Annotated in this window: 14 protein-coding genes; 5 read left to right on the top strand and 9 right to left on the bottom strand. The window is 59.3% G+C overall.

What is annotated here, in order from left to right; all coding sequences use genetic code 11:
- Positions 1–165: 165 nt before the first annotated feature.
- Positions 166–549, bottom strand: a complete 384-nt coding sequence (locus tag PMI34_RS0126945; RefSeq protein WP_008045340.1) for a PaaI family thioesterase — start codon at positions 547–549, stop codon at positions 166–168.
- Positions 549–2,873 carry a Tex family protein gene (locus tag PMI34_RS26870; protein ID WP_008045338.1) on the bottom strand — a complete coding sequence of 775 codons (2,325 nt, stop codon included), beginning with the start codon at positions 2,871–2,873 and terminating at the stop codon, positions 549–551. The genes PMI34_RS0126945 and PMI34_RS26870 overlap by 1 nt, the downstream gene beginning before the upstream one ends.
- 361 nt (positions 2,874–3,234) lie before the next feature.
- Between PMI34_RS26870 and ompR the strand changes: the two genes are divergently transcribed.
- Positions 3,235–3,975 carry an osmolarity response regulator transcription factor OmpR gene (gene ompR, locus PMI34_RS26875; protein ID WP_007972873.1) on the top strand — a complete coding sequence of 247 codons (741 nt, stop codon included), beginning with the start codon at positions 3,235–3,237 and terminating at the stop codon, positions 3,973–3,975.
- A 115-nt stretch (positions 3,976–4,090) separates the two neighbouring features.
- Entirely contained in the window at positions 4,091–5,404 is a 1,314-nt protein-coding gene (locus PMI34_RS26880) for an ATP-binding protein (RefSeq protein WP_008045336.1), read from the top strand.
- Positions 5,405–5,488: 84 nt separating this feature from the next.
- Here PMI34_RS26880 and rimK read toward each other — a convergent pair whose 3' ends face one another.
- Together rimK and rimB are read right to left on the bottom strand one after the other, a co-directional pair.
- Positions 5,489–6,394 (bottom strand): 30S ribosomal protein S6--L-glutamate ligase, encoded by a 906-nt coding sequence (gene rimK / locus PMI34_RS26885; protein ID WP_007972871.1) that lies wholly within the window; start codon positions 6,392–6,394, stop codon positions 5,489–5,491.
- Entirely contained in the window at positions 6,391–6,870 is a 480-nt protein-coding gene (rimB, locus tag PMI34_RS26890) for a retropepsin-like aspartic endopeptidase RimB (RefSeq protein WP_007983163.1), read from the bottom strand. The genes rimK and rimB overlap by 4 nt, the downstream gene beginning before the upstream one ends.
- A 216-nt stretch (positions 6,871–7,086) precedes the next feature.
- Here rimB and PMI34_RS26895 point away from each other — a divergent pair, with 216 nt between their 5' ends.
- The 3 genes from PMI34_RS26895 to PMI34_RS26905 all read left to right on the top strand — a co-directional run bounded on the left by PMI34_RS26895 (position 7,087) and on the right by PMI34_RS26905 (position 10,481).
- Positions 7,087–7,494 (top strand): RNA-binding S4 domain-containing protein, encoded by a 408-nt coding sequence (locus PMI34_RS26895; RefSeq protein WP_008045331.1) that lies wholly within the window; start codon positions 7,087–7,089, stop codon positions 7,492–7,494.
- 362 nt (positions 7,495–7,856) lie between these two features.
- Positions 7,857–8,759, top strand: coding sequence for an Hsp33 family molecular chaperone HslO (gene hslO / locus PMI34_RS26900; protein ID WP_008045328.1), 903 nt, complete (start codon positions 7,857–7,859; stop codon positions 8,757–8,759).
- A gap of 180 nt (positions 8,760–8,939) precedes the next feature.
- Positions 8,940–10,481 carry a phosphoenolpyruvate carboxykinase gene (locus tag PMI34_RS26905; protein WP_008045326.1) on the top strand — a complete coding sequence of 514 codons (1,542 nt, stop codon included), beginning with the start codon at positions 8,940–8,942 and terminating at the stop codon, positions 10,479–10,481.
- Between the two features lie 318 nt (positions 10,482–10,799).
- Here PMI34_RS26905 and PMI34_RS26910 read toward each other — a convergent pair whose 3' ends face one another.
- The 5 genes from PMI34_RS26910 to PMI34_RS26930 all read right to left on the bottom strand — a co-directional run bounded on the left by PMI34_RS26910 (position 10,800) and on the right by PMI34_RS26930 (position 12,953).
- The gene (locus PMI34_RS26910) at positions 10,800–11,285 is read right to left on the bottom strand and encodes a helix-turn-helix domain-containing protein (protein ID WP_008045324.1); all 486 of its coding nucleotides are present in this window, start codon (positions 11,283–11,285) and stop codon (positions 10,800–10,802) included.
- A gap of 80 nt (positions 11,286–11,365) precedes the next feature.
- The gene (locus tag PMI34_RS26915) at positions 11,366–11,719 is read right to left on the bottom strand and encodes a DUF1493 family protein (RefSeq protein ID WP_008045322.1); all 354 of its coding nucleotides are present in this window, start codon (positions 11,717–11,719) and stop codon (positions 11,366–11,368) included.
- Between the two features lie 69 nt (positions 11,720–11,788).
- Positions 11,789–12,061: a type II toxin-antitoxin system RelE/ParE family toxin gene (locus PMI34_RS26920; protein WP_008045320.1), complete on the bottom strand. Its 273-nt coding sequence runs from the start codon at positions 12,059–12,061 to the stop codon at positions 11,789–11,791.
- Entirely contained in the window at positions 12,061–12,504 is a 444-nt protein-coding gene (locus PMI34_RS26925; RefSeq protein ID WP_008045318.1) for a hypothetical protein, read from the bottom strand. Before PMI34_RS26925 ends, PMI34_RS26920 begins: the two co-directional genes overlap by 1 nt.
- A gap of 149 nt (positions 12,505–12,653) precedes the next feature.
- On the bottom strand, positions 12,654–12,953 hold the full coding sequence (locus PMI34_RS26930) for a hypothetical protein (protein WP_008045317.1): 300 nt from the start codon (positions 12,951–12,953) through the stop codon (positions 12,654–12,656).
- Positions 12,954–13,460: the final 507 nt, after the last annotated feature.

The following is a 13,460-nucleotide window of genomic DNA, read 5'->3' as shown; positions in this document are numbered from 1 at the left end:
GCGAAGGAAACGCAATCCCTGTGGGAGCGGGCTTGCCCGCGAAGGCGGTGTGTCAGACGACTTGAGGTTGACTGACACTCCCTCTTCGCGGGCAAGCCCGCTCCCACAGAAAAGCTCGACGCTGCGATCACAGCGCCGAAATTAACTCAATTTGATGACGACTAGCTACAGGACAGCGAACGTGCCTTGTGCTTTTGCGACCAGTTTGTCGCCCTGCACCACATCGGCCTCGACCACCAAGGTGCGGCGGCCCGGGTGGATCACCCGCGCCGTGCACATCACCTCGCCGTCAGAGACGGCGCGGATGTAGTTGATCTTGCACTCGATGGTCGCGCTCTGCTGGTCAAAGCCGTGGGTGCTGGAGCAGGCCAGCCCCATGGCAATGTCCACCAGGCTGAACAAGGCCCCGCCGTGCAGCTTGCCGCCGCGATTGCGCAGCTGCGGTTCCAGCGCCAGGGCGACTTGCGCCACCCCGGTTTCCAGACTGTGCAGGCGGCAGCCCAGCAGCTTGAAAAACGCGCTTTCGGTCAGCCCGGCGGGAATGTCCATCAGCGTTTCTTCAACTGCTTGGCATTGGCGAACAGCGAAGCCATGGCATTGTTGCTCGGGGCGGCTGCCGTGGTTTCCTTGCGCGGTGCGGTGTTCTGGGACTGGCGTGGCGCCGACCCCGGACGCGCGCCGCGAGCGCCGTCGATTTTCTCGCCCGGGGTGTCGCTCATGCGCATCGACAGGCCAACGCGTTTGCGCGGGATGTCGACTTCCATGACCTTCACCTTCACCACGTCACCGGCCTTCACCGCTTCGCGAGGATCCTTGATGAACTTCTCCGAAAGTGCGGAGATGTGCACCAAACCGTCCTGATGCACGCCGATATCGACGAAGGCCCCGAAGTTGGTCACGTTGGTCACCACGCCTTCGAGGATCATGCCCAGCTGCAGGTCCTTGAGGTCTTCGACGCCTTCCTGGAACTCGGCGGTCTTGAACTCGGGACGTGGGTCGCGTCCTGGCTTGTCCAGCTCCTGGAGAATGTCGGTAACGGTCGGAAGACCGAAGGTTTCGTCGGTGAATTTCTTCGGATCAAGGCGCTTGAGGAAACCGCTGTCGCCGATCAGTGAGCGAATGTCGCGGTCGGTCTCGGCGGCGATGCGTTGTACCAGCGGATAGGCTTCCGGGTGTACCGCGGAGGCGTCCAGCGGGTTGTCGCCGTTCATCACGCGCAGGAATCCGGCGGCCTGTTCGAAGGTTTTTTCGCCCAGGCGCGCGACTTTCTTCAGCGCGGCACGGGTCTTGAACGCGCCATGCTCGTCGCGGTGGCTGACGATGTTCTGCGCCAGGGTTGCGTTGAGGCCGGAGATCCGTGCCAGCAGCGCCACGGACGCCGTGTTCACATCCACGCCGACGGCGTTCACGCAGTCCTCGACCACCGCATCCAGGCCACGGGCCAGTTTCAGCTGCGACACGTCGTGCTGGTACTGGCCGACGCCGATGGATTTCGGATCGATCTTCACAAGCTCAGCCAGCGGGTCTTGCAGGCGACGGGCAATCGACACGGCGCCACGGATCGACACGTCGAGGTCCGGGAATTCCCTGGAAGCCAATTCCGATGCCGAGTAAACCGATGCACCGGCCTCGGAAACCATGACCTTGGTCATTTTCATGGCCGGGTATTTTTTGATCAGTTCAGCGGCCAGCTTGTCGGTTTCGCGGCTGGCGGTACCGTTGCCGATGGCGATCAGGTCCACCGAGTGCTTGGCACACAGGGCGGCGAGCACGGCGAGGGTCTGGTCCCACTTGTTGTGCGGTACGTGCGGGTAAACCGTGGCGTGATCCAGCAGCTTGCCGGTGGCGTCGACCACGGCGACCTTGCAACCGGTGCGCAGGCCCGGGTCGAGGCCCAGAGTGGCGCGCGGGCCGGCCGGGGCCGATAGCAGCAGGTCGTGCAGGTTGTGGGCGAATACGTTGATCGCTTCGGTTTCCGCGCCATCGCGCAGTTCGCCCAGCAGATCGGTCTCCAGGTGGGTGTAGAGCTTGACCTTCCAGGTCCAGCGCACCACTTCGCCCAGCCATTTGTCGGCGGCGCGGTTCTGGTTCTGGATACCGAACTGCTGGCCGATCATGCCTTCGCACGGGTGCATGGTGCCCGGCAGTTCGTCGCCGACTTTCAGCGCGGAGCTGAGGATGCCTTCGTTGCGGCCACGGAAAATCGCCAGCGCGCGGTGCGACGGCATGCTTTTGAGCGGTTCGTCGTGTTCGAAGTAATCGCGGAACTTGGCGCCTTCCTCTTCCTTGCCGGCGATCACGCGGGCACTGAGGGTGGCTTCCTGCTTGAGGTAGTTGCGCAGCTTGTCCAGCAGGCCTGCGTCTTCGGCGAAGCGTTCCATCAGGATGTACTTGGCGCCTTCGAGGGCGGCCTTCACATCGGCCACGCCTTTTTCCGCGTCGATGAAGCGTGCGGCTTCGGTTTCCGGGCTCAGGGACGGGTCGTTGAACAGGCCGTCGGCCAGCTCGCCGAGGCCGGCTTCCAGGGCGATCTGGCCCTTGGTGCGGCGCTTCTGCTTGTACGGCAGGTACAAGTCTTCGAGACGGGTCTTGGTGTCGGCGAGCTTGATGTCGCGCTCAAGTTGCGGGGTCAGCTTACCCTGCTCCTGGATGCTGGCGAGGATGCTGATCCGCCGTTCGTCGAGTTCTCGCAGGTAGCGCAGGCGCTCTTCCAGATGACGCAATTGCGTATCGTCGAGGCTGCCGGTCACTTCTTTCCGGTAACGGGCGATGAAGGGAACGGTAGAGCCTTCATCGAGTAGCGCGACGGCCGCTTCGACCTGTTGTGGGCGTACACCGAGTTCCTCGGCGATGCGGCTGTTGATGCTGTCCATAAAACCACCTGACAAATTGTGAAAGCAGGCTCGCAGGCGCAGAGATAGGGCCTGGGCGAGTCTGGTTGAGCGGCCTGGCCTGCGCCGCTACCTGGATCAAAAGGTATCCCGTTGACCCGTGAAATCGAACAATTACTGCCGACGCCATGAAAATAAATGGTGCCCGTCTGTAGTACCTGTCTGATGTTGCCTGACACAAAAGGCCGCGCATTATAACCAGCGTTCCGGCATTCGGGGACATCGCGGGTTGCCGGTGCAATGGCCGGTTTTCTGGCACTAAAGGAAAAATCTGCTAACAATGCACACGGTGCGTATAACGGCAGCTACGCCATAATGCGCGCCGAGATCAAAGGAGCATCCAATGAGCAGCACTGCACAAACTGCTGAAGGCGAAAAAATTCTTATCGTTGACGACGATCCGGGGCTGAGCAGCCTGCTGGAACGTTTTTTCGTCAGCAAGGGCTACCGCGCCCGCGCCGTACCGAACACCGAGCAAATGGATCGCCTGCTGGCGCGCGAAGTGTTCAACCTGGTCGTACTCGACCTGATGTTGCCCGGCGAAGACGGCCTGACCGCCTGCCGCCGCCTGCGCAACGCGAACAACCAGATTCCGATCATCATGCTCACCGCCAAGGGCGATGAGCTGAGCCGCATCAAGGGCCTGGAACTGGGCGCCGACGATTACCTGGCCAAGCCGTTCAACCCCGATGAGCTGATGGCTCGCGTCAAGGCGGTATTGCGTCGCCAGTCGGCTCCGGTTCCGGGCGCCCCGGGTAGCGAAGACGAAAGCGTGACCTTCGGTGACTACGAGCTGTCCCTGGCTACCCGTGAGCTCAAGCGCGGCGAAGAAGTGCACATGCTCACCACCGGTGAGTTCGCTGTACTCAAGGCCCTGGTGATGAACGCCCGTCAACCGCTGACCCGCGACAAACTGATGAACCTGGCCCGTGGTCGCGAGTGGGATGCCCTGGAGCGTTCCATCGATGTGCAGATTTCCCGTCTGCGCCGGATGATCGAGCCCGATCCGTCCAAACCGCGTTACATCCAGACTGTCTGGGGCGTGGGTTACGTGTTTGTACCGGATGGTACCGCCACCAAGTGATTGGCGATTTGTAGGAGCGGGTCATGCGGACAGCGGATCAAACGATCCCGTCCGCAGACTCGCGATCCGCAATATGCGAGCATCGCTCGCTCCTGCAAGTGTTGAACGGTTATCCATGAAAACCCCCGTTTGGTTTCCCCAGAGCTTCTTCTCCCGCACCCTTTGGCTGGTGCTCATCGTCGTACTCTTCTCCAAGGCACTGACCCTGGTTTATCTGCTGATGAACGAAGACGTGCTGGTGGACCGCCAATACAGCCACGGTGTCGCCCTGACGCTGCGTGCCTATTGGGCTGCCGATGAAGAAAACCGCACCAAGATCGCCGAGTCCGCGACCCTGATCCGGGTGGTGGGTGCCGGTGTGCCGGAAGGCGAACAACACTGGCCTTACAGCGAGATCTACCAGCGGCAGATGCAGGCGGAGCTGGGTGCCGACACTGAAGTCCGGCTGCGCATGCATTCGCCACCGGCGCTGTGGGTGCGGGCGCCAAGCCTGGGGGATGGCTGGCTGAAAGTACCGCTTTATCCCCATCCGCTGCGCGGTCAGAAAATCTGGAACGTGCTGGGTTGGTTTCTCGCGATTGGTCTGCTGTCCACCGCTTCGGCCTGGATCTTCGTCAGTCAGCTCAATCAACCTTTGAAGCGTCTGGTCTATGCAGCGCGGCAACTCGGCCAGGGCCGCAGCGTGCGCCTGCCGATCAGCGATACGCCGAGTGAGATGACCGAGGTTTACCGCGCCTTCAACCAGATGGCCGAAGACGTCGAACAGGCCGGTCGCGAACGTGAACTGATGCTGGCCGGGGTTTCCCATGATTTGCGCACGCCGCTGACCCGCTTGCGCCTGTCCCTGGAACTGATGGGCGATCACACCGACCTGACCGATGACATGGTGCGCGACATCGAAGACATGGACGCGATTCTCGATCAGTTCCTGGCGTTCATTCGTGACGGGCGCGACGAGTCGGTGGAAGAGGTTGACCTGAGCGACCTGGTCCGTGAAGTTGCCGCGCCGTATAACCAGACCGAAGAAAAAGTGCGATTGCGCCTGGAGCCTATCCAGCCGTTTCCGCTGCGTCGGGTATCGATGAAGCGACTGCTGAACAACCTGATCGGCAACGCGCTGCATCATGCCGGTAGCGGTGTGGAGGTGGCAGCGTATGTGTCCGGGGACACCAGCGCACCGTATGTGGTGCTCAGTGTCATGGACCGCGGTGCCGGGATCGATCCTTCGGAGCTGGAGGCGATTTTCAACCCGTTCACCCGGGGTGATCGTGCCCGGGGTGGCAAGGGTACCGGGTTGGGGCTGGCAATCGTGAAGCGGATTGCTTCGATGCATGGCGGCAACGTTGAGCTGCGTAACCGCTCGGGTGGTGGGCTGGAAGCGCGGGTGCGGTTGCCGTTGGGGTTGATGTTGCCGCGGGATGCGGTCTGAAGACAGCTTCGAGCGCCAAGCTTCAAGCTGCAAGAGAAAGCGGCTTTTCACTTGCCGCTTGAAGCTTGCAGCTTGTGTCTGCTTTTAGCCCTTGCCCTTGGTCCGAGTCATATTCGGCCCACCATTCTTCTCCAGATGCTCGATGATGATCCCCGCCACGTTCTTCCCGGTGGTGGTCTCGATCCCCTCAAGACCCGGCGACGAGTTCACTTCCATCACCAATGGCCCGTGATTGGAGCGCAGGATGTCGACGCCTGCCACCGCCAGCCCCATGACCTTCGCCGCACGCAACGCCGTCATGCGCTCTTCCGGGGTGATCTTGATCAGGCTCGCGCTGCCACCGCGATGCAGGTTGGAGCGAAACTCGCCGGGCTTGGCCTGGCGCTTCATCGCTGCAATCACCTTGTCACCGACGACGAAGCAGCGAATATCCGCCCCGCCAGCCTCCTTGATGTACTCCTGAACCATGATGTTCTGCTTGAGGCCCATGAACGCCTCGATCACCGACTCCGCCGCCGTGGCGGTTTCGCACAGCACCACGCCGATGCCTTGGGTGCCTTCCAGCACCTTGATCACCAACGGCGCGCCGTTGACCATTTCGATCAGGTCGGGAATGTCATCGGGGGAGTGGGCAAACCCGGTCACCGGCAAGCCGATCCCGCGACGGGACAACAATTGCAGCGAACGCAGCTTGTCCCGGGAACGGGCAATGGCCACCGATTCGTTGAGTGGAAATACCCCCATCATTTCGAACTGGCGCAGTACTGCGCAGCCATAAAAGGTCACGGATGCACCGATCCGTGGAATCACCGCATCGAAACCCTCCAGCGGTTTGCCGCGGTAGTGGATCTGCGGCTTGTGACTGGCGATGTTCATGTAGGCGCGCAAGGTGTCGACCACCACCATTTCATGGCCACGCTCGGTACCGGCTTCGACCAGACGACGGGTGGAATACAGACGCGGATTCCGCGACAGCACAGCGATCTTCATGCAACACCTGTGGAGGAGGTAGATACCGGGAACACCGGCTTGTCTTGTACATACTTGATGCCCGGATTGACCACCAACTGGCCGTGGATCAGGGCTTTGGAGCCGAGCAGCAGGCGATAACGCATGGACTTGCGGCAGGCGAGCGTGAACTCGACCCGCCAGACCCGATCACCAAGGGCCAGGGTGGTGCTGATCACGTATCGCACCTGCGCGTGACCGTTTGAGCTTTTAATGGTTTTCATCGTCACCAGCGGTGCTTCGCAGCGTCGGTGGCGCAGTTGTACGACGGAACCCAGGTGGGCGGTAAAACGCACCCACTGCTCACCATCGCGCTCGAACGGCTCGATTTCGGTGGCGTGGAGGCTTGAGGTGCTGGCACCGGTGTCGATTTTTGCCCGAAGGCCGGCGACTCCCAAATCCGGGAGCGCCACCCACTCGCGCAGACCGACAACGGTCAAATGGTCAAATGTCTTCAATAGTGCTCAACCGGTAGAAACCGCTCGGGCCGCATGCGGCCGGATTCGCGGTATTCACGCAGAATAATGATTAAAAGGCGACAGATATCTACGCCCCGGATTTCCAGCCTCCCAGGGAGGTTATGGAATGTCAGCATTGTAATCCGGGCCGGTGAAATTCTTGGTACGTCAGAAACGGTAGTACAGTTCACCAATATTTCAGAATGAGGAAATTCCATGGCACAAAAAAACGAAGAGGACGACAAAGTCCGCCTCGATAAATGGTTGTGGGCTGCACGATTCTACAAAACCCGCGCCCTGGCCAAGGCGGCGATTGAGAGCGGCAAGGTGCATTGCCGGGGCGAACGCTGCAAGCCGGGCAAGGAGCCACGTATTGGCGATGAGTTCGTGATTCGCACCGGATTCGAGGAGCGCACGGTTGTGGTCCTGGCACTGTCGATCGTTCGTCGCGGCGCACCGCAGGCGCAAACCTTGTATGCCGAAACCCTGGCCAGCATCGCCAAGCGCGAAGAGGCCGCGGCGCAAAGAAAGGCTGGAGCCCTGGGCGTGAGCACCGACGGTAAGCCGAGCAAAAAACAGCGACGGGATCTGTTCAAGTTTCGTGGCAGCAGTAACGACGACTGATACAGATATTGCTCGGGCGAGTGCCGCGCACTCGCCAGGTTTCACCGCGCCTTCAGGCCAAGACTTGCAATTGACCCGCTGCGCATCCATATCTGTGCCTGGCCAGTTGTGCATCGCATGGACGATATCGCCGCTCGTCGAAAATCACACACAGTCTCTGACCTGTAGGCCATAACCACATTGCCAGCAGTGCAGAGCGGGAAACGCCCGGAACCCATCAGCGCTTTTTCCACCTTGCTTGGATCAGGCCCGGATTGTTCATAAAATGCCTTTCATGGCTGAACGTTGCGCACCCGAGGGGTGGCGTAAGGTCAATTTCCTGTTTCCTGTAACCATTTTCACTACTTCAGATACCCAGACCTATGACCGATCACGCGGATAACGACTTCACCCAACGCTTCATCTTCGATGACAGCGACACCCGTGGCGAGCTGGTCTCGTTGGAGCTCAGCTACGCCGAAGTCCTGGCCAAACACGCCTACCCGCAGCCGGTCGCGCAACTGCTCGGCGAGTTGATGGCGGCCGCATCGTTGCTGGTCGGCACGTTGAAGTTCGATGGCTTGCTGATTCTGCAAGCCCGCTCCGAAGGCCCGATCCCGCTGCTGATGATCGAGTGCTCCAGCGAGCGCGACATCCGTGGCCTGGCCCGTTACGAGGCCGACCGCATTGCCCCCGACGCTACCCTGGCCGACTTGATGCCGGACGGCTCGCTGACATTGACCGTCGACCCGAAACGGGGCCAGCGCTACCAGGGCGTCGTCGACCTGAATGGCGAAACGTTGTCCGACTGCTTCACCAACTACTTCGTCATGTCCCAGCAGATTGGCACCCGCATCAAGCTCTGCGCCGATGGTCGTCGTGCCCGTGGCCTGTTGCTGCAACAACTGCCGGCCGACCGTTTGAAAGACGAAGACGAACGCGCCGCCAGCTGGCAGCACATCACCACCCTGGGCGGTACGCTGACCGCCGATGAGCTGTTGAGCCTGGACAACGAAACCGTGCTGCATCGCCTGTACCACGACGAGCAGGTGCGACTGTTCGATGTGCAGAAGCTGCGCTTCCGTTGCAGTTGCTCGCGCGAACGTTCGGCCAATGCGCTGGTCAGTCTGGGTATGGAAGACGCGCATCAACTGGCGGTCGAACACGGTGGCAACATCGAAATCGATTGCCAGTTCTGCAACCAGCGCTACCTGTTTGACGCGGCCGATGTCACTCAATTGTTCGCCGGCGCGGGTATCGAGACGCCGTCAGATACCCGTCACTAAAACGGTTCAGCGCAGGTAAATTCACTGCCTTGCGCCGGATTAACGCCGTTACGACAGGAGGGGCCTACTCTTTTTGGGCTTTTCTGGCATAATCCGGCCCACTTTTTTCGCGGTAGTAGTGCACGACTTTCTACTACAAAAACGTTTGGAGCACTCGGCCACTGGCCGACGGGGAACCTCATGACGCAAGCCAACAATGCCGTGTACACCGATCTGAGTGTTGACGATCTGGTTAAAGAAGCCCTCAACCGCGGTGAAGGCGAGCTTGCCGATACCGGCGCACTGGTTGTTCGTACCGGTCACCGTACCGGCCGTTCGCCAGTCGACCGTTTCATCGTTGAAGAGCCAAGCACTCAGGCCGCCATCGCCTGGGGCCCGATCAACCGCAAGTTCCCGGCCGACAAGTTCGACGCCCTGTGGGCTCGCGTTGAGGCATTCAACAACGCGCAAGAGCATTTCGTTTCCCACGTGCATGTAGGTGCGGCTTCCGAGCACTACCTGGCCGTGAAGATGACCACCCAGACTGCCTGGCAGAACCTGTTCGGCCGTTGCCTGTTCATCAACCCGGCTCAGTACAACCCGGCGGGTCGTGACGAGTGGCAAGTGCTCAACGTTGCCAACTTCGAGTGCGTGCCAGAGCGTGACGGCACCAACTCCGACGGCTGCGTGATCCTCAACTTCGCACAGAAGAAAGTGCTGATCGCCGGCATGCGTTACGCCGGTGAAATGAAGAAAGCCATGTTCTCGGTGCAGAACTTCCTGCTGCCGGCTGCCGACGTACTGCCAATGCACTGCGCCGCCAACATCGGCGAAGAAGGCGACGTGACCCTGTTCTTCGGTCTGTCCGGCACTGGTAAAACCACCCTGTCGGCCGACGAAAGCCGTTACCTGATCGGTGACGACGAGCACGGCTGGGGCGAAGGCGTTGTGTTCAACATCGAAGGCGGTTGCTATGCCAAGTGCATCGATCTGTCCGAGAAGAACGAGCCGGTTATCTGGAAAGCCATCAAGCACGGCGCGGTACTGGAAAACGTCGTTATCGACGATGCCAAGCACGCCGACTACGCCGATGTCAGCCTGACCCAGAACAGCCGCGCCGCCTACCCGCTGGAGCACGTTGCCAAGCGCTCCGAGAAGAACCTCGGTGGCGAGCCGAACGCTGTGATCTTCCTGACCTGCGACCTGACCGGCGTGCTGCCGCCAGTGTCGATCCTCAATGAAGAACAAGCGGCTTACCACTTCCTGTCCGGTTACACCGCGCTGGTCGGTTCGACCGAAATGGGTTCGGGCAGCGGCATCAAGTCGACCTTCTCCACCTGCTTCGGCGCACCGTTCTTCCCGCGTCCGGCCGGTGAATACGCTGAGCTGCTGATCAAGCGCATCCGCGGCTTCGGCTCCAAGGTCTACCTGGTCAACACCGGCTGGACCGGCGGTGGCTACGGCGTCGGCAAACGCTTCAACATCCCGACCACCCGTGCCGTGATCGCCGCGATCCAGAGCGGCGCGCTGATCGGTGCCGAGACCGAGCACCTGGACACCATCAACCTCGACGTGCCACTGGCCGTAGCGGGCGTTGAGACTGGCCTGCTGAACCCACGCAACACCTGGGCCGACAAGCCATCCTACGACGAAGCCGCCAAAGCACTGGCCGGCCTGTTCATCGAGAACTTCAAGAAGTTCGAAGTGAGCGACGCGATCAAGGCTGCGGGTCCGAAGTTGTAAGTGTTGGATTGAGCTAACGAAAAAGCCGCCCTTCGGGGCGGCTTTTTTGTGCGCGAAATTCAGTTTTTCGTGGGCAAGTCAGAATGCGCCGGGCCGTTACAGGTCCTCGAGCTCATCCGTGTCCCAGCGTTGGGCCTTGAAGACCCTGATAGTACATACCGATGGTCATCGGGGATTTGGCCCTTGGCTCGGCGCTACTAGATGAGCGCACCATGGCCTTCGGGTTGGAAGTAGCGATAGGCGTCTAATCGATGAGGTTGATGGCGAACAGTTCTTCCAGTGTTTACACCATGCACAAGCAACAATCGGCCTCATTCGTCACCTGTTGGGTTCAGGCTTTTTTCTGACCAGCAGCGCGGACAGCGAGTGGGTATTCATGGGAAAGAGAAGAGAATCGCTGACGCTGAGGTTCGCTGTACTGGTGGCTCGCGTTTCCTTCGAGCGGTTCGGTATCAACGACTTCGTCGCTATCACGCTATGTTCACTTCCGGTTTTTTTGGTCCGAGGGCTTGATGCTCGGGTTAACTGAGCATCTTGCAGTTGACGTCCCAATTCATCGGTAGCGCCAACCTTGCTCAAGTCCTTCTCCAGACCTAATACGTGCATCACTGAGAGGTAAGCCCCCATTGTCACGCCCGCACCACCAGACTCCAGAGAGCGCAATGTCATGACCGACATCCCGGCTCGCTCAGCCACTTGTTTAGCCGTGAGCCTTCTACGCAAACGGGCCAGTTTCAGGCGCTCACCGAGGTCGGCCAGCAGTCGTGCAATTGACGGCAGCAGCGGCGCTGTTTTTCTAGCCATGAAGCTAATATTCCTTCACTTGTGAGGTGATAACGCCAGAATAATTGCAGTTGCGAGCCCTTTCGGGAGCGACATTTGCTCTATAGGCTTTCCAGTTCCCACGTATCCCAACGTTGCATCTTGATCGCTTTGTAGAGCATGCCGATGGCCAGCGGCACTTTCTCGCCACGGCCCTTCGCCCTGCGTTTTTGAAAGACATCGAATCCTTCCGGTTGAAAGTAGCGATAAGCGTCGTAGTCGATGAAGTTGACAGCGAATTGCTCTTCCAATGTCTCCATCAGTTGCTGGGCGTCGGCGCCGTTGCAGCCCAGGTCGAAATTGATCGAAGTGGCGAGGCTGATGGTTTTTCGTTCGGGCAGACCGAGTTCTTCGTGTAGCAGCTGCATGAGCAGGCGCATGGTGTCGTCGTCGGGGAAGTTGGGGGCGAGGTTCATTGCGGGTGCGTCCGTTGGGGCTGGTGCGGGATTAGGTCCAACCTGTTTGTGGGCAGTACCGAAGGAGTTTCAGGGCCATCGTTGTCTGGCATGAATCACCCTTACCATTTCAACTGCATTTTCTGTGATCAGATAGATCATGACGTAGTTGGCGGTCGCAACAATCTCCTGCGTTCCTGGGACTTTGCCTTTTCTGTAAAGAGTCGGACGCTGACGAGCGTTTTCAGCTTTCAACTCGAAAATCTCGTCGAGGGCAATCGCCGCTTCAGGGTTGTCCAGAGTGATGTGATCTATGATTTTGCTTCGGTCATCAAGCGCCGTCTGACGCCAGATTACCTTCATCAACGCGCCCGCTGACGTATGGCATCACGTTTGGCGGCGAATATTCGGCGGGCCTCCTCGTCGCTCACCGTCGGTCTTGAATCATCAAGCCCAATTTGGACCTGCTCCTTGAACCACTCCTCGTATGCGACGGCATCGTGTGCCTGTTTCAACGCCTCGGAACGATCGGGACGCGTGTAGGTTTTGATTTGGAGTGGATCATAGTTCGATGCGTCCACATCGAAGGTGGTGATGCCTACGTCTTGCAGATAAGTCACCAACGTTTCAAGTCGTTTGAACAGTCGTACCTGTCGACTACGTTGCGCGGTCAGGGAGCATTGTTTGTTCCCGTACGGAATTTGAATCGACCACCCTCCCGGATTCGCGACGATATGCGCGCTGTTTACCGAGCCTTTCTTAACCAATCGTGTGAGGGTGCAGTGATCGATAGTTTCGGCTGTCATGAGAGTGAGTCCATGGGTGAACAATGGCTCACATGCTACGCAATCAATAATAGTTTGCAATGTTCGGCTCCTATGTGGGGTGGCAGAAAAACATCATTGATCAGGCAGGCCCCTCCTACTTGGGAACGGAACCTGCCTGAACGATCGCGTTAAGAGGGGGCTTTCCAGTTGAGCATGCGTTGCTGGGCAACCTTGAGCAGGTCGCAGCCGTCCTGGGTTAGCAGGTAGAGGGCGTGGGTGATGTGCGGGATGTCTTCGACATCGCCGTCCTTGAAGCTTTGGCAGTGCAGGGTTTGCAGCAGCTCGCTGGAGGCCCGGATGCGCTGGAGGGCGGCTTCGAGGATGTCTTGGGGGCTGGCCTCTGTGTCGATGATCAGGGGCGGGGAATCGGTGAGGTTGGTGTGGAGCGGTAGATAGCGTTCGTTGGTGAACGGATTCCATTTATTCATGATGTGCAATCTCAGATGTGTCAGAAAGGACCGCCATCATCGTGACCAAACGATGGGAGGCGACTGTGTTCGGGTTGGTCAACCGGTGAGATCTACGCACAGAACCGGCATGCCCGAAGGCATCCCAAACACAGCCACCATATAGCGTGCAGACACAAAAAAGCGTCGGCAGCATACAACGGGTGAGTACGTAGATCTAATTCGGGTGACCAAGCCCGAGTCGCTGATTTGGCAGCGACAGCCCGGACTATAGGATTGAGTGACTGGTCATCGATAGCCGACAAGGTGTCTTGTTTTGTAGGACCTTGCCGAAGCTTTCATAGGTTGTTGCTGACGGAGATATCCACAGCGAATTTTCTTGCATTTATATGGCCTCAACGGGACCGCGTTATCGTTTTTCGCGAGCAAGCCCGCTCCCACAGGGAGTTGTGGTGGGACAAGCAACGTGTTTCGGCAAGCGTTGCCGGGCGATGTCGAGCAGGTCGTTTGTAGTGGTCAACTAATCCC

Source organism: Pseudomonas sp. GM74, assembly GCF_000282455.1.
In the GTDB taxonomy this organism is placed as follows: Bacteria; Pseudomonadota; Gammaproteobacteria; order Pseudomonadales; family Pseudomonadaceae; genus Aquipseudomonas.
Note: the sequence above shows the minus strand (reverse complement) of the source record. Positions and strands in the feature narration are given on the sequence as shown.